Origin of the sequence: Lysobacter sp. TAF61 (assembly GCF_052113485.1) — a bacterium.
Taxonomy (GTDB): domain Bacteria; phylum Pseudomonadota; class Gammaproteobacteria; order Xanthomonadales; family Xanthomonadaceae; genus Lysobacter_J.
Window position 1 is genome coordinate 234,307 of record NZ_JBFRDH010000004.1, and the last position, 14,598, is coordinate 248,904.

A 14,598-nucleotide genomic window follows, 5' to 3' on the forward strand; every position below is an offset into this window, starting at 1 on the left:
CTTCGCCATGCCGATCGAGACCCTTGCAGCCACCGGAACCCGCTACTACCTCGTCGCGCTCGACGAGAAGGGCAGGGAGCGCAGCGACGACAGCGATGGCCGCATGCGCGACCGGATCCTGGAAGCGATCCGGGCCGAGCGCCCCACCGACATCTTCGTCTTCATCCACGGCTGGAAGGGCGACATGCCCGCGGCCAGGCAGCAGTACGCTTCGTGGATGGCGACCTTGATGGCGCAGTCCGGCGACATCGCCCGCGCCGGCCCGGACTTCGTCCCGTTGCTGATCGGTCTGCACTGGCCGAGCCTGCCGTTCGGTGAGGAGTCGCTGGCAGCCGCAGCCGGCGAGTCATTCGGTATCGGTGGCGATGCGATCGAGGCCGAGGTCGAGGCGGCCGCCATGCAGATAGCCGACACGCCTGCCGCGCGCGCGGCGCTGCGAACCATATTCGAAGCAGCGCAGGGCGAGTTCACGCCCGCCTCGCTCCCGGCGGAGGTCGCCGAGGCCTATCGCGTGCTCGACGGCGAGGCCGCACTGGGCGCGCAGGGCGTGGAAGGTGATCCGGGCTCGGATCGCGAGCCGTTCGACCCCGCCGCCGCCTACGCGCGCGCGCTGGAGGGGGCGGACAGCTTCGGCGGTGGTGGCGCGCGCAAGGCGCTGCTGTCGCCGCTGGTGCAGTTGTCGTTCTGGAAAATGAAGGAGCGCGCCAGGCGCATCGGCGAGAGCGGCGGCTTCGAACTGCTGTCGGCGCTGATGGCGGCCACCAGCGACCGCAACGTGCGCTTCCACCTGATGGGGCACAGCTTCGGCTCCATCGCCGCATCCGCGTCCGCGTGCGGGCCGGCCAATGCGAAGCTGCCGCGCCGCGTGCAGTCGGTGGTGCTGGTGCAGGGCGCGTTGTCGCTGTGGTCTTGCTGCGACAGCCTGCCCGATTCACCGCGCAAGGCCGGTTACTTCCGTCGCCTTGCCGCGGGCGACGTGGTGGCCGGCCCGATCGTCACCACGCGCTCGGAGCACGACATGGCCGTTGGTTCGCTGTATCCGGTCGCGGCCGGCGTCGCGCGCCAGGTCGATTTCGCGCCGGGAGCCTTCCCGAAGTACGGCGGCGTCGGCACCTTCGGCCTGCGTGGCGGTGGCCTGGAGATCGTCGACCTCGACGTGCAGGACGCGAGCTTCGCCTATGGCTTCAAGCCCGGGCACATCTACAACGTCAACTGCAATCGCGTCATCCGCGAAGGCGGCCCGCCGTCTGGCGCGCACAGCGACATCGCCAGGCCGGAAGTGGGTCACCTGGTCTGGTCGGCAGCGTTGAGCTGACCGGCACAAATGCAGACAGGGCCGCGAAGGCCCTGCCTGCATATGCCGGGCGAACGTCAGCTGCGGAAGAACGCCAGCAGGTCGGGGTTGATCACATCGGCGTGGGTCGTGCACATGCCGTGCGGATAGCCCTTGTAGATCTTGAGCGTGGCATTTCGCAGCAGTTTCGAAGAGAGCAGCGCCGAGTCGGCGATCGGCACGATCTGGTCGTCGTCGCCGTGCATGACCAGCGTGGGTACTTCTATACGCTTGAGATCGTCGGTGAAGTCTGTTTCCGAGAACGCGGCGATGCAGTCGTACTGCGCCTTGGCGCCACCCATCATGGCCTGGCGCCACCAGTTCGCCCGCACCGGTTCCGCAAGGGGCGTGCCGGGACGGTTGTAACCGTAGAACGGCACCGGGAAATCCCAATAGAAGCCGGCACGGTTGGCGGCAAGGCCCTTGCGGATGCCGTCGAACACCTCGCGCGGCAAGCCGCCCGGGTTGGCTGCCGTCTTCAGCATCTGCGGCGGCACCGCGCCGATGAGCGCCAGCTTGGCCACGCGACCTGCGCCGTGGCGGGCGACATAGTGAGCAGCCTCGCCGCCACCGGTGGAATGGCCGACGTGAATGGCATCGCGCAGGTCCAGGTGGGCAGCCAGCTCCGCGAAATCGGCGGCATAGGTGTCCATGTCGTTCCCGGTCGCCGTCTGGCTCGAGCGGCCGTGACCACGCCGGTCGTGGGCGATGACGCGATAGCCCTGGTCGAGGAAGTACAGCATCTGCGTGTCCCAGTCGTCGCTGGACAGCGGCCAGCCGTGATGGAAGACGATCGGCTGACCTTTACCCCAGTCCTTATAATAGATCTCGGTGCCGTCTTTGGTGGTGATCGATTGCATGTCGTGGTTCCTCGTGGGGGACGTGGTGCGCTTGGGGGGCTTGGCACGCATGCACCATAGAAATCAAACCGCGCCGGCGGTAGCCCCGCGCCAGTGCCCACGCTGTTGATTCCGGCGCACCAATGCCTGGCATGGCGTTGAACGCGATACACGCGGATTGATGCTTCACGGGCAACAGCGTGGGCCCGCTGCGGGCGCTACCGGTCGCGATTCGGGGGATCTAGCATCAATCGACCGCGCACAACCGGTGCGCCGGATCGACTGTTCAACTGGCGGAGCGCTGCCATGACATCCAGCAACACCACTGTCGGTTCATCACGCCTCCTGGCCGGTGTGACCGTGCCGGACACCGAGCTGGTCGCCGCGGCCATCGGGTTCGCCCGCGAGCACAGCGATGAGTACCTCTTCAACCACGTCATGCGCTCGTGGTTGTTCGCGACCCTGATCGCACAGAAGAAGGGCGAGCCCTTCGACGCCGAAGTGCTGGCGGTGTCCGCGCTGTTGCACGACATCGGTCTGACCCGGGCCGTCGACGGTCCGCTGCGGTTCGAAGTGGAAGGCGCCAATGCGGCGCGCACGTTCGCCCGTGGCCAGGGCGTGGACGAACGGCGGACCCAACTGATCTGGGACAGCATCGCGCTCAACTCCACGCCCTCGATCTGCCTGCACAAGGAGGCGGAAGCGGCCCTGTGCGTGATGGGCGTGGCGCTGGACTGGGGTGGATGGGGTTACGACAGCCTGGGCGCGGAGGAAATCGCGCGCATCGTCGCGGCGTACCCGCGTCTGCAGATGAAGCAGCGCTTCACCCAGGCTGTCTGCGGCATCTGCGAGCGCCACCCGGACACGACGTACGACAACTTCGCCCGCGATTTCGGTGAACGCTACGTGCCCGGTTACCGGGCGCCGTCCATGGTCGACGCGCTGCTGGCCGCGCCGTTCGAGGAGTAGCCGGTCAGTCGATGTCCGAAGACTGGTTCGCGGCGATGCGGCGCAACTTCTCCGGGTTGCGCTGCACGAAGACCTGCGTGATGCGCTCGCCATCGGTGTCGTAGGACTGCGCCGACTCCAGCTTCCCGTCGAAGTAACGCAGCACGCCCATGCGGCCGTTGATCTGCGTGAGCCGGATTTCCATCTTCTCGTTCCTGCGCAGGGTCCCTGCAAACAACAGCTGCGCGATGCGCTGCCCCCCGACCATCGGCTTGGGGAAGCTGGTGACGATACCGCCGCCGTCGCCGACCAGGGTCGCCGACTCGGCCATCATGTCCTTCATGGCGTGGAAGTCGGCATTGTTCCAGGCTTCGGCAAAGCGGCGCATCAGGCGCTGGTGCGCATCGGCGGAGACGACGTAGCGTGGCCGCTCCTCACGCAGCTGGCTCTTGGCGCGATGCACGATCTGCCGGCACGCCGCTTCGCTCTTGTCGAGCGTGGCGGCGATCTCGCCATAGTCGGCGTCGAACACCTCGCGCAGCAGGAACGCGGCGCGCGCCTCGGGAGCGAGCCGCTCCAGCACGGTCAGGAAGGCGATGGACAGGTCGCTCGAGGCTTCCTGCAATTGTTCGGGCGTGGTCGGCCCTTCCGTGAGCACCGGCTCGGGCAGCCAGATGCCGACATAGTGTTCGCGGTCGCTGCGCGCCTTGCGCAGCCGGTCGATGGCGCGTCGGGTGGTGGTGGTGACCAGCCAGGCCTCGGGGTCGGCGACGTCGGCGGACGCGTTGTGCCAGCCCAGCCATACATCCTGGACCACGTCTTCGGCCTCGGCCACTGAGCCGAGCATGCGATAGGCCACGCCCAGCAGGCGCGGCTGCAGGCGGGTGAAGATATCGGTGGCGCCTTCCATAAGACACAGGTCGTGGCAGAAGGCCGGATTGTGACGCAGACGGCATCAAACGGGAGCAACGGCCGTCGGCTGCCAGGGTACTCGGGCAGTGCCTGGGTCATGGCCGGGGGTAACGTCGGGGGGAGGAACCTCGTTACCGTGCTGGCCATGGACCCCGACACTGCCCGAGAACAACAGGGCAGCCAGGACCGGGACGATCACGCTCCGGGACGATCACGCGCCGGGACGATCACGCGCCGGGACGATCAGGCGCCGGGACGATCAGGCGCCCGGGATCACGGCGGGCTTGCCGGCGTCCTTGAGCAGGAACACGACGAACTTCGCCGGCTTGTCATTGCTGGCATTGCGGCTGACGGTGTGGATGTCGCCGGGTGCTTCGCTCCAGCTCTGGCCGGCGGTCAGGGTGACCTCCTTGCCTCCCTTCACCGCCATCACCACCGAGCCTTCGATCACGTAGACGAACGCGTAGGCGTCGTGGTGATGCAGCGGCGAGGAACCACCGGGCGGGTAGTCGACGGTGAGGACGAGGCCTTCCTTGCCCGGGTATTCGGGCAGCGCCTTGGTCAGGACCGGCTTCACGACCGGGCCCGGCGCCGGATGAGCCGGATGCTGGGCGAGGGCGCTGCCGGACAACAGCAGCGCGGCCAGGGCGAGGGAATGATGAACGCGCATGGGATGTCTCCTGTGTGGCGTGAGGAAGCGGTGCCTCAGGTCAGCTGTGCCTTGTCGAGCCCGAAGGCCTTGTCGGCGCTGCCCGGCTCGGTGCGGAACCCGACATTGACGCGGTTCCAGGCGTTGATCGCCATGACGTCGTAGGTGAGGTCGACGATTTCCTTTTCCGAAAACTGAGTGCGCACGCGCTCATAGACCTCATCCGGCACGCCCTGGGGCGACAGTTGCGTCAGTGCTTCAGTCCACGCCAGCGCGGCGCGCTCGCGCGGGATGAACAGCGTCGATTCGCGCCAGGAGGCGACGTGGTGCAGGCGCAGCGGACGCTCACCGTGGATGGTCGCTTCCTTGACGTGCATGTCCAGGCAAAACGTGCAGCCGTTGATCTGCGAGGCGCGGATGTTGACCAGGTCGCGGATCGGCTGCTCGATCGAGGACTTGTGGGTGAGCATGCTGAATTCCACGAACTTCTTGAACAGTTCCGGGGATTGCTTCTGGTAATCGAGGCGTTGGCTCATGGCAGGCGTTCCTGGCGTGAATGGGGGAGGGCGGGCCGGCACGACGCCGTCCGGCTGGACGCAAATCTAGGCACGGTGCCGTCGCGACGGTAGATCGCCCCGCGGACGCGCAGTGGTGAGCGCGACGCACCAATGGCGTGTCACAACCCGGGTTGCTGGCGCGACCTTGTTACATGACGAACCCATGGAAGCCCGGCCCCATGCCATCGAAGGCAGACCGCGTCTGGTCCGAGTTCATCTGCGCATTGGACAGACTTGAACCGGACATCCGCGCGGCGTTCCTGCTGCACGAGGTGTTCGAGGCCAGCTACGAGGAGATCGCCAGACTGATCGGGGAACCGGCCGAAACCTGCCGGGCCCACGTCGAGTACGCCCGCGAACATGCCGTCTTCCGCAAGTCGCCACTGAGAGACAAAACCAAGGTGCCCCCGCGATGAACACCAATCCGCACGTCGAATCCCAGGCCCAGACCGATCGCCAGGATCGGCTGTCGTCGAGTTTCTCTGCCAGCTACGCCGGCGTGGTGGCCTTCATCACGGTCGCCACCGAAGGCAGCTTCGCCCGCGCCGCCGACAGGCTCGGCGTCGGACGGTCGGCCGTCAGCCGCAGCGTGCAGAAACTCGAAGGGCAACTGGGCGCGCGCCTGTTCTCGCGGACGACGCGTTCGACCACGCTGACCGCGGAGGGCGAGTTGTTCTTCGAGAACTGCCGTCCCGGTGTGGAGCGCATCGTGCAGGCGCTGGACGAGATGCGCGACCTGCGTGACGGGCCGCCGCGCGGGCAACTGCGTATCAGCGCCACGCACGGCTTCGGGCGCAAGGTCATCGCGCCGATGATGAAGGAGTTCCACCTGCGCTATCCGGGCATTGCCATCGAACTGATGCTCGACGAGCGCGCCCCGGACCTGGCCGTCGACCGGATCGATGTCGCCTTCCGCGAGGGCCGCCTGGACGACAGCCAGGTCATCGCCAAGCAGCTCGTGCCGATGCAGATGCTGGTCTGCGCCTCGCCCGACCATGTGCGCCGGCACGGCCTGCCGACATCGGTCGAGGAGATCCAGACCCATGCCTGCATCAACCGGCGGCTGGCCAATGGCCGCCTGCGCAGCTGGGACTTCAAGGTCGATGGTCGCCCGGTCTCGATGACGCCGCAGGCAGACATCGTGCTCAACGACGACGACCTGATACGCCTGGCCGCCCTCAACGGCGAAGGGTTGGCACAGATGCCCGCATTCGAGGTCTGCGACGAGATCCGCAGGGGCACCCTGGTCAGTTGCCTTGCGCAATACACGCCGGACGACCGCGGCCACTATCTTTGCTACCTGAGCCGCCGGCAACTGCCCAAGCGCATCCGCGTCTTCATCGACTTCATCACCTCTCAGGTGCGGGCGCTCGACCTGGACTGCGCCAGCACGATGACGCGCACCGCGGTCATTCCCGAGAACGATGCGGCGACCAACGCCGACGCGCATCGCAACGATGAAGCCGCGGCCGCCGCCTGACGCCACCGCGATTGGTGCGCACCAGGAAACATCGTGCATCCGGCGCGAGGGCTACTGCGCACCCGACCACACTCCTAGCATCGCACTGCAATGCGAACGTGCGACACACGCGCAGACAGCAACACCCGTGAATGTCGGCATCGACAAGGAAAGCCCGTAGCCATGAGCCAGCTCAAGCCACCGCCGATAGGCCTCCTCGACAAGTACTACGGCGAGACGGCCGAGACGATCTACACAGGTCGCGTCCGGGTCACGGGCGGCGAAGCGGCGCACGGTCGCGCATCGGGGGTCGTCAGGTCCGACGACGGCACGCTCAACGTCAACCTGCGACTGCCCGCCGAACTGGGTGGAGAAGGCGGTGGCAGCAATCCGGAGCAATTGCTCGCTGCCGGCTACGGTGCCTGCTTCCACGGCGTACTGACGCTGCTGGCGATCCGGGCGGGCGTGCCAATGCACGATGCCACCGTCGACACTGCCGTGACGTTCGCGCGCGACCCGGTTGACGGTCTGTTCCTGCTCTCGGCCGAAATCCGCGTCGCCCTGCCAGGTGTGGAGCGCGCGCTGGCCGCCGAGCTGGTCCGCGACGCCGAACGCATCTGCCCCTACGCCAAGATGTTCAGGGACGGCATCGATCACGTGGTGGCGCTTGCATCGGAATCGTCATCGCCATCGCCGCCGCCACCGTCTGGCGACCCGGCCTGACCGCGCAGTGCGGCAGGAGATCATGCCATGACGCTGAAAGTCGTCCGCGTATATCCGAAGAACCGGCTGCTGGCCTGGATCGAGGACCGCCTGCCGGTCACCTCGTTCCTGGCCGCGCACACCAGCCGCTACTACGCGCCGAAGAACCTCAACATCTGGTACCTGTTCGGTGCGCTGGCCGGGCTGACGCTGGTCAACCAGCTGGTCACCGGCATCTTCCTGGCGATGCATTTCAAGCCATCGTCGCAGGAGGCCTTCGCCTCGGTCGAGTACATCATGCGCGATGTGGAGTGGGGCTGGCTGATCCGCTACATGCACTCCACTGGCGCGTCGCTGTTCTTCGTGGTCGTCTACCTGCACATGTTCCGCTCGCTGCTGTACGGCTCCTTCAAGCGCCCGCGCGAGCTGGTGTGGATCCTGGGCATGATGATCTACCTGGTGCTGATGGCCGAAGCCTTCATGGGCTACGTACTGCCGTGGGGCCAGATGTCGTTCTGGGGCGCCAAGGTGATCATCTCGCTGTTCGGGGCGATCCCGGTAGTCGGCGAGAGCCTGCGACACTGGGTCATGGGCGACTACGTGCCCGCCGACGCGACCCTCAACCGCTTCTTCTCGCTGCACGTGGTCGCGCTGCCGATCATCCTGCTGCTGCTGGTCACCGTGCATATCCTGGCGCTGCACGAGGTCAGCTCCAACAATCCCGACGGCATCGAGATCCACGACAACGAAGGACCCGACGGTCTGCCGCTGGACGGCATCCCGTTCCATCCCTACTACTCGGTCGAAGACGTGCTGAGCGCTGTGGTATTCGTGCTGGTGGCCGCGTTCCTGATCTTCTTCGTCCCGACCGTGGGCGGGCTGTTCCTGGAACACGACAACTTCACCGAAGCCAACCCGCTGGTCACGCCGGAGCACATCAAGCCGGTGTGGTACTTCACCCCGTACTACGCGATGTTGCGCGTGATCCCGCACAAGCTCAGTGGCGTCATCGTGATGGCGCTGGCCATCGGCGTGCTGTTCCTGTTGCCGTGGCTGGACCGCGGCAAGGTCCGCTCGATCCGTTATCGCGGGCTCGGCTACAAGATCGCGCTCGCGGTGTTCACGGTGTCGTTCGTCCTGCTCGGCGCGGTCGGCATCGGCGCGATGGCGCAGCTGCTGCCGCAGATCGTGGGCGAAGGCGTCGACATCAATTTCATCGAGAACTGGATCGGGCGCGTGCTGCTGGTTGGTTACTTCGGCTTCTTCGCCTTCACCTGGGTGTACACCCGCTTCGGCTTCGAGCGCACGCGTCCGCTGCCGGAGCGGCTGACCTGACCAGGCCCCACCCCCCACGGAGACAGACATGAAGATCGTAGTCATAGGCGGCACCGGACTGATCGGTACCAGGGTTTGCAACAATCTGCGCGGTCTCGGCCATGAAGCCGTGCCCGCATCGCCCAACACCGGCGTCAACACGCTCACCGGCGAAGGGCTCAAAGAGGTGCTGCAGGGCGCGGACGTCGTGGTCGATGTGTCCAACTCGCCATCGTTCGAGGAGAAGGCGGTGCTGGAGTTCTTCGAGACGTCCGGGCGCAACCTGCTCGCCGCCGAGGCCGCGGCCGGAGTGAAGCACCATGTCGCGCTGTCGGTCGTGGGCACCGACCGCAAGCCGGGCAACGCCTACTTCCGGGCGAAGCTCGCCCAGGAGAAGCTCATCCTCGAATCGGGCATGCCGTACTCGATCCTGCGCGCAACGCAGTTCTTCGAGTTCCTCAACGCCATCGCCCATTCCGGCGCCAAGGGCGAAGCCACCCACATCTCCACGGCCGCGTTCCAGCCGATCGCGGCCACCGACGTGGCAGCGGCTTTGACCAACGTGGCCGTCGCCGAACCGAAGAACCAGATCGTCGAGGTGGCCGGTCCGGATCGCCGGCCGATGGTGGCCTTCGTGCAGGAGTACCTGGCGTTCAACAAGGAAACGCGCGACGTGGTGGCTGACGCCAGTGCCGAATACTTCGGTGCACCGATCAACGATGAGTCGCTGACGCCCGGCGCCAATCCAATCATCGGCGCAATCAACTTCGAGACCTGGCTCAAGACGACTCCGCCGCCGCCGGCAGCATGAGCCTGCCGCGCAGACTGCCTGGACGGCGCTGTCCAGGCTCCTGCGGCGGGTCGTGGTCTATGCGGGCGAATCCATCGCCCCCATCGCCCCCATCGCCACGGCCAGCGCCGGCGCTTCGACCGCCACGGCCGCGTTGGGCTGATCGATCGCGCTCTGCTGCCTGAGTTCGCGAGTCGACGGGATGCCGAACACCGTCGCGTAGCGGTGCTCCCAGTCGGCGCGCCGGTAGTCGATCGGCTCGTGCGCCCAGCGCGTCCACGGCCAGTCGCCCTTGGTCGGATCGGCGGTGTGTATCTCCTCCAGGTAACGCGTCACCGGCTTGAGCCCGAGCGATTGGGTGACGCGCGCCTTGAGATCCAGGTCGAGCCCGTCGAGCACCAGGTAGCCGCCGGGGACGACCAGTTCCACCACGTTCCTCAGGCATGCCTCGGCCATCGCGTCGTCCATCGGGCCGAGCACGTTGCACGCCATCACCACGTCCTGCGGCCCCATCGTTGCGGCGAGTGCGGGGTCAGTCGCATCGGCGACGTTCCAGGTCACGCCTTCACGGATCCAGTCCTTGATCCGGAAGTCGCCCTCGGGCGTGACATCCATGATGTCGCCCAGCGCGCTGGGCACGGTGGTGAAGACCTTCGAACCCTTGAGTTCCAGAGTGCCGCCAAGCGACGAGGGAGTCCCCAGCCGGTAGACGCCCGTGCGGGCCACTTCGATCACATTCGCCGAAGCGTCGATCCCGCGCGCGACGACCTGCAGCCACGGGTGGTGCCGGCGCAACAGCCACAGCGTGGAGTAGAGCTCGGCGCCGACGCTGCATCCGATCGATGCGATCCGCAACGGCGCTCCACGCGGATGCGCGGAGACGACTTCGTTGAGCAGGCGCAGCTGCGGGATGTTGCGCAGGAACCAGGTGTAGTGCGTCTGGTTGCGGTCCGTGTCGCGAACGTAATGGTCGTAGAAGAATGCCCCGATCCTGCGGGCCTCCCGGGTCTGGCGCAGCGATGGCGGGAGGCGTCGCCAGGCATAGCGGACGAACGGGACAAACGGTTTGAGTGCGAATTCCAACAGCCTGCTCATCTGGAGTCCCCTGGGCCCCCACGCCACGCAACCGCACCCGGCCGCAAAGGGTCGTGCGCCGTCGTGGACGTCGGTAGCCACGGTTCATGCGATTCGACCGCGAGCGCAGTGGCGTGCGATTCGTGCCGGCCGCCAGTACCTGGCCGGCTCGACCGAACGGAGCGCTGCCTTGCGGGTCAACGGAGGTCAGACCGTCCCGGGACGGCCTCCGGCCTCAGGCAATGGGTGGCCTGAAGGGCACCGCACGTTGCAGCCGGGAGACCGGCACGCAACTGGGAGTGGGTACTGGCGAGGTCCGCGTGTCAGCCAGTACAAATGGTGCTGCCGACGCATCGACCGATGCGCCGGCAAAGTGCTGGTGCATCAGCGTGTGAGCACCTTTGGCATGCGTGTGGTCGCCCAGCGGGGCGTTGTGATCCGGGTGCACGTGACCCTGGCCGGACGACGCCGCCAGGATGGAGCCATGCTCCATGGCGAGCAGATCGCAGCCCAGCCCCGTTGCCGGCCTCGACACCAGCCCGAGCACCAGCAGCGCCAGGAAACTGGCGCGCAGGGCATTGGAGAGCGTGCGGAGAGAGCGTGACACTGGCGTGGGTTTGCGAGCGGGGTCGCGACCGGGTTTGGGGGATGCACCGGTTTCAACGCCTTGGGGGGCGGCGATCGGCCACGCGGTGGTCCGGACGGTGAATGCATCGACTGTGCCGATCATGGCGGCATGCGCCAGTCCAATACCTGGCAGACAGCGCGCAGCCCGTCCGCCGGGACGCACCGGCATGCGCAGACGCAGTCCACACTTCGGCGTATCAGCACTGTGAGGCCCAGTCATATAGCCCGAACGTCACTTGACGGGCCGCGGCCCCCCTGAGCACAGTCGCGGGGGGCTTTGCCTTCGACTCTATGCCTGGCTCGGCAGCCTCTGCCGCGCGGGCCTTTCCGGGGAGTTACACAAGTGGATAGACGCTCATTCCTGTCGATGTCCGGCATTGGTGTTGCCGGGCTCATGCTGCCCTTCGGTCGGACCATCGCCGCCGAAGCGCTGGTGGAGACGATCGACGTGGCCAAGAAGAAGCAGCTGGCCGACGCTGCCATGGGCGCGGCGACCGCTGCCGGCGCCTCCTACTGCGACGTGCGCATTGGCCGCTATCTGCGCCAGTTCGTGATCACGCGCGAGGACAAGGTCCAGAACGTGGTCAACACCGAGTCCACCGGCATCGGCATCCGCGTGCTGGTCAACGGTGCATGGGGCTTTGCCGCCACCAACGACCTGGGCACCCAGGGCGTGGTCAAGGCCGCCCAGCAGGCCGCCGCGATCGCCCGCGCCAACGCCAAGCACCAGACCACCCCGGTGCAGCTGGCCAAGGCGCCCGGCGTTGGTGAAGTGTCGTGGAAGACGCCGATCCGCAAGAACTCGATGGAAGTGCCGCTCAAGGACAAGGTCGACCTGCTGCTCGGCGTCAACGCCGCGGCGATCAATGCCGGTGGCAGCTTCGTCAACTCGATGCTGTTCCTGGTCAACGAGCAGAAGTACTTTGCCTCGACCGACGGCAGCTACATCGATCAGGACGTGCACCGCATCTGGGCGCCGATGACGGTCACCGCCATCGACAAGACCACCGGCAAGTTCCGCACCCGCGACGGTCTGTCCTCGCCGATGGGCATGGGCTTCGAGTACCTCGATGGCGCTGCCGCCGGCAAGGTGGTCTCGCCCAATGGCGTGGTCAACTACGGCCTGTCCTACGACATGGTCGAAGACGCCATCGCCTCGGCCAAGCAGGCCAAGGCCAAGCTGACCGCGCCGTCGGTCAAGCCGGGCAAGTACGACCTGGTCCTGGACCCGTCGCACACCTGGCTGACCATCCACGAATCCATCGGCCACCCGCTCGAACTCGACCGCGTGCTCGGCTACGAAGCCAACTACGCCGGCACCAGCTTCGCGACGATGGACAAGCTCAAGGACAAGTTCAAGTACGGTTCCGACAACGTCACCGTCTTCGCCGACAAGACCCAGCTGGGCAGCCTCGGCGCGGTCGGTTATGACGACGAAGGCGTCAAGACCAAGAAGTGGAACCTGATCAAGGACGGCACCCTGGTCGACTACCAGACCATCCGCGACCAGGCCCACATCCTCGGCAAGACCGAGTCCGATGGCTGCTGCTACGCCGACTCGTGGTCGAGCGTGCAGTTCCAGCGCATGGCCAACGTCTCGCTGGCGCCGGGCAAGAACAAGCTCAGCGTCGCCGACATGATCAAGGACGTCGAGAACGGCATCTACATCATCGGCGACGGTTCGTTCTCGATCGACCAGCAGCGCTACAACGCCCAGTTCGGCGGCCAGCTGTTCTACGAGATCAAGAACGGCAAGATCACCCAGCAGATCGAGGACGTGGCCTACCAGATCCGCACGCCGGAGTTCTGGAACGCCTGCGTCGCCGTCTGCGACGACAGCGACTACCGCCTCGGCGGCTCCTTCTTCGACGGCAAGGGGCAGCCCGGCCAGGTGTCGGCGGTCTCGCACGGCTCGAGCACGGCGCGCTTCAACGGCATCAACGTCATCAACACCGCCCGCAACCTCGGCTGAGCCTGGAGAACATCAATGAGCATCTTCACCGAAGAACAGGCCAAGGCGATCCTCGACAAGGTCATCAAGCTGTCCAAGGCCGACCAGTGCACGGCGCAGCTTGAGGGTTCGATCGACGGCAACATCCGCTTCGCCCTGAACAACATCTCCACCAGTGGTGTCGTCGACAACACCGAGCTGGCCGTGGAAGTGGCGTTCGGCAACCGCGTCGGCACCGCCACCATCAACGAGTTCGACGACGCCGCGCTCGAGCGCGTGGTCCGTCGCGCCGAAGACCTGGCCCGCCTCGCCCCGGAAAACCCGGAGTTCATGCCGGCGATCGAGAAGCAGACCTACAAGGCCAGCCCGACCTTCAGCCCGGCCACCGCCGCGATCAACCCGGAGTACCGCGCCCAGGTCGCAGCCAACTCGATCGGCCCGTGCAAGGCCGAGAAGCTGATCGCCGCCGGTTTCCTCGAGGACGGCCAGAGCTTCGTCGCCTTCGCCAACTCCAAGGGCAACTTCGGCTACCAGCAGGCCACGCGTTTCGACTACACCTGCACCGTGCGCACCGAAGACGGCCGCGGTTCGGGCTGGGTCGGCCGCAACCTCAAGGACTCCGGCGAGTTCAAGGTCGACAGCGACATCCACACCGCCATGCGCAAGGCCACCGATTCGGCCGAAGCCAAGGCACTGGAGCCGGGCAAGTACACCGTGATCCTGGAACCGGCCGCGGCCGCGGGCCTGATCTCGTTCATGATGAACTTCTTCGATGCGCGCCAGGCCGATGAAGGCCGCAGCTTCCTGTCCAAGAAGGGCGGCGGCAACAAGCTCGGCGAGCAGGTCTACGACCCGCGCGTGAACATCACCGCCGACCCGTGGGACGAGCGCGCACCGGTCATGCCGTGGGACGGCGAAGGCCTGCCGCGCGAGAAGATGGCGATCGTCGAGAACGGCAAGGTCGTGGCGATGCAGTACTCGCGCTACTGGGCCAAGAAGCAGGGCAAGCGCGCCGTCGGCGAGCCGGGCAACCTGCTGGTCGCCGGTGGCGACAAGACCACCGCGCAGCTGGTCGCCAGCACCCAGAAGGGCATCCTGGTCACCCGCACCTGGTACATCCGCATGGTCGATCCGCAGACCGTGCTGCTGACCGGCCTGACCCGCGACGGCACGTTCTACATCGAGAACGGCCAGATCAAGCACCCGGTGAAGAACTTCCGCTTCAACGAGTCGCCGGTGATCATGCTCAACAACATCGAAGAACTCGGCAAGCCGGTGCGCGTGGCCGGCGACGAGTCCTCGTTCGTGATGATGATCCCGCCGATGAAGCTGCGCGATTTCACCTTCACCTCGCTGTCGGATGCGGTCTGACGGGGATAGCGTCACAGTAAGACGTCAACTTGTCATTCCCGCGAAGGCGGGAACCCAGCGACGTCGCTTTGC

15 protein-coding genes are annotated in these 14,598 nt (G+C 66.3%); 9 read left to right on the forward strand and 6 right to left on the reverse strand.

Features of this window, described 5'->3' with window-relative positions:
• The first annotated feature begins 7 nt into the window (after nucleotides 1–7).
• The gene (locus AB4Y64_RS11200; protein ID WP_441816528.1) at nucleotides 8–1,315 is read left to right on the forward strand and encodes a hypothetical protein; all 1,308 of its coding nucleotides are present in this window, start codon (nucleotides 8–10) and stop codon (nucleotides 1,313–1,315) included.
• Between the two features lie 56 nt (nucleotides 1,316–1,371).
• Here the strand turns inward: AB4Y64_RS11200 and AB4Y64_RS11205 are convergent, their stop codons facing one another.
• Nucleotides 1,372–2,193 (reverse strand): alpha/beta fold hydrolase, encoded by an 822-nt coding sequence (locus AB4Y64_RS11205; protein ID WP_441816529.1) that lies wholly within the window; start codon nucleotides 2,191–2,193, stop codon nucleotides 1,372–1,374.
• A gap of 285 nt (nucleotides 2,194–2,478) precedes the next feature.
• Between AB4Y64_RS11205 and AB4Y64_RS11210 the strand changes: the two genes are divergently transcribed.
• Nucleotides 2,479–3,141, forward strand: coding sequence for an HD domain-containing protein (locus tag AB4Y64_RS11210; protein ID WP_441816530.1), 663 nt, complete (start codon nucleotides 2,479–2,481; stop codon nucleotides 3,139–3,141).
• A 4-nt stretch (nucleotides 3,142–3,145) separates the two neighbouring features.
• Here AB4Y64_RS11210 and AB4Y64_RS11215 read toward each other — a convergent pair whose 3' ends face one another.
• From AB4Y64_RS11215 to AB4Y64_RS11225, 3 genes are all read right to left on the reverse strand, one after another.
• Nucleotides 3,146–4,030, reverse strand: a complete 885-nt coding sequence (locus tag AB4Y64_RS11215; RefSeq protein WP_441816531.1) for an RNA polymerase sigma-70 factor — start codon at nucleotides 4,028–4,030, stop codon at nucleotides 3,146–3,148.
• 261 nt (nucleotides 4,031–4,291) lie between these two features.
• Nucleotides 4,292–4,702 carry a cupin domain-containing protein gene (locus AB4Y64_RS11220; RefSeq protein ID WP_441816532.1) on the reverse strand — a complete coding sequence of 137 codons (411 nt, stop codon included), beginning with the start codon at nucleotides 4,700–4,702 and terminating at the stop codon, nucleotides 4,292–4,294.
• Between the two features lie 35 nt (nucleotides 4,703–4,737).
• Entirely contained in the window at nucleotides 4,738–5,217 is a 480-nt protein-coding gene (locus AB4Y64_RS11225; protein ID WP_441816533.1) for a carboxymuconolactone decarboxylase family protein, read from the reverse strand.
• Between the two features lie 200 nt (nucleotides 5,218–5,417).
• Here AB4Y64_RS11225 and AB4Y64_RS11230 point away from each other — a divergent pair, with 200 nt between their 5' ends.
• The 5 genes from AB4Y64_RS11230 to AB4Y64_RS11250 all read left to right on the forward strand — a co-directional run bounded on the left by AB4Y64_RS11230 (nucleotide 5,418) and on the right by AB4Y64_RS11250 (nucleotide 9,524).
• Nucleotides 5,418–5,654: a sigma factor-like helix-turn-helix DNA-binding protein gene (locus AB4Y64_RS11230; protein ID WP_441816534.1), complete on the forward strand. Its 237-nt coding sequence runs from the start codon at nucleotides 5,418–5,420 to the stop codon at nucleotides 5,652–5,654.
• Nucleotides 5,651–6,718 (forward strand): LysR substrate-binding domain-containing protein, encoded by a 1,068-nt coding sequence (locus AB4Y64_RS11235; RefSeq protein WP_441816535.1) that lies wholly within the window; start codon nucleotides 5,651–5,653, stop codon nucleotides 6,716–6,718. The genes AB4Y64_RS11230 and AB4Y64_RS11235 overlap by 4 nt, the downstream gene beginning before the upstream one ends.
• Before the next feature lie 162 nt (nucleotides 6,719–6,880).
• On the forward strand, nucleotides 6,881–7,420 hold the full coding sequence (locus tag AB4Y64_RS11240; RefSeq protein ID WP_441816536.1) for an Ohr family peroxiredoxin: 540 nt from the start codon (nucleotides 6,881–6,883) through the stop codon (nucleotides 7,418–7,420).
• Between the two features lie 33 nt (nucleotides 7,421–7,453).
• Complete coding sequence (locus AB4Y64_RS11245) at nucleotides 7,454–8,734, forward strand: cytochrome b (protein WP_441816680.1); 1,281 nt, start codon at nucleotides 7,454–7,456, stop codon at nucleotides 8,732–8,734.
• Nucleotides 8,735–8,762: 28 nt separating this feature from the next.
• Nucleotides 8,763–9,524, forward strand: a complete 762-nt coding sequence (locus tag AB4Y64_RS11250; RefSeq protein WP_441816537.1) for an SDR family oxidoreductase — start codon at nucleotides 8,763–8,765, stop codon at nucleotides 9,522–9,524.
• A gap of 57 nt (nucleotides 9,525–9,581) precedes the next feature.
• Here AB4Y64_RS11250 and AB4Y64_RS11255 read toward each other — a convergent pair whose 3' ends face one another.
• Complete coding sequence (locus AB4Y64_RS11255) at nucleotides 9,582–10,598, reverse strand: CheR family methyltransferase (protein ID WP_441816538.1); 1,017 nt, start codon at nucleotides 10,596–10,598, stop codon at nucleotides 9,582–9,584.
• A 214-nt stretch (nucleotides 10,599–10,812) separates the two neighbouring features.
• Nucleotides 10,813–11,307, reverse strand: coding sequence for a hypothetical protein (locus tag AB4Y64_RS11260; RefSeq protein WP_441816539.1), 495 nt, complete (start codon nucleotides 11,305–11,307; stop codon nucleotides 10,813–10,815).
• Nucleotides 11,308–11,547: 240 nt separating this feature from the next.
• Here AB4Y64_RS11260 and AB4Y64_RS11265 point away from each other — a divergent pair, with 240 nt between their 5' ends.
• Nucleotides 11,548–13,176, forward strand: coding sequence for a TldD/PmbA family protein (locus AB4Y64_RS11265; protein ID WP_441816540.1), 1,629 nt, complete (start codon nucleotides 11,548–11,550; stop codon nucleotides 13,174–13,176).
• Nucleotides 13,177–13,191: 15 nt separating this feature from the next.
• Nucleotides 13,192–14,526 (forward strand): TldD/PmbA family protein, encoded by a 1,335-nt coding sequence (locus AB4Y64_RS11270; protein ID WP_441816541.1) that lies wholly within the window; start codon nucleotides 13,192–13,194, stop codon nucleotides 14,524–14,526.
• The last annotated feature ends 72 nt before the right edge of the window (nucleotides 14,527–14,598 follow it).

Bases quoted from the DNA above. Each gene is read 5' to 3' on its own strand.
- AB4Y64_RS11240 (WP_441816536.1), top strand. From the start codon at position 6,881: ATGAGCCAGCTCAAGCCACCGCCGATAGGCCTCCTCGACAAGTACTAC.
- AB4Y64_RS11225 (WP_441816533.1), bottom strand. From the start codon at position 5,217: ATGAGCCAACGCCTCGATTACCAGAAGCAATCCCCGGAACTGTTCAAG.
- AB4Y64_RS11235 (WP_441816535.1), top strand. From the start codon at position 5,651: ATGAACACCAATCCGCACGTCGAATCCCAGGCCCAGACCGATCGCCAG.
- AB4Y64_RS11250 (WP_441816537.1), top strand. From the start codon at position 8,763: ATGAAGATCGTAGTCATAGGCGGCACCGGACTGATCGGTACCAGGGTT.
- AB4Y64_RS11270 (WP_441816541.1), top strand. From the start codon at position 13,192: ATGAGCATCTTCACCGAAGAACAGGCCAAGGCGATCCTCGACAAGGTC.
- AB4Y64_RS11260 (WP_441816539.1), bottom strand. From the start codon at position 11,307: ATGATCGGCACAGTCGATGCATTCACCGTCCGGACCACCGCGTGGCCG.
- AB4Y64_RS11210 (WP_441816530.1), top strand. From the start codon at position 2,479: ATGACATCCAGCAACACCACTGTCGGTTCATCACGCCTCCTGGCCGGT.
- AB4Y64_RS11255 (WP_441816538.1), bottom strand. From the start codon at position 10,598: ATGAGCAGGCTGTTGGAATTCGCACTCAAACCGTTTGTCCCGTTCGTC.
- AB4Y64_RS11205 (WP_441816529.1), bottom strand. From the start codon at position 2,193: ATGCAATCGATCACCACCAAAGACGGCACCGAGATCTATTATAAGGAC.
- AB4Y64_RS11215 (WP_441816531.1), bottom strand. From the start codon at position 4,030: ATGGAAGGCGCCACCGATATCTTCACCCGCCTGCAGCCGCGCCTGCTG.
- AB4Y64_RS11230 (WP_441816534.1), top strand. From the start codon at position 5,418: ATGCCATCGAAGGCAGACCGCGTCTGGTCCGAGTTCATCTGCGCATTG.
- AB4Y64_RS11220 (WP_441816532.1), bottom strand. From the start codon at position 4,702: ATGCGCGTTCATCATTCCCTCGCCCTGGCCGCGCTGCTGTTGTCCGGC.
- AB4Y64_RS11200 (WP_441816528.1), top strand. From the start codon at position 8: ATGCCGATCGAGACCCTTGCAGCCACCGGAACCCGCTACTACCTCGTC.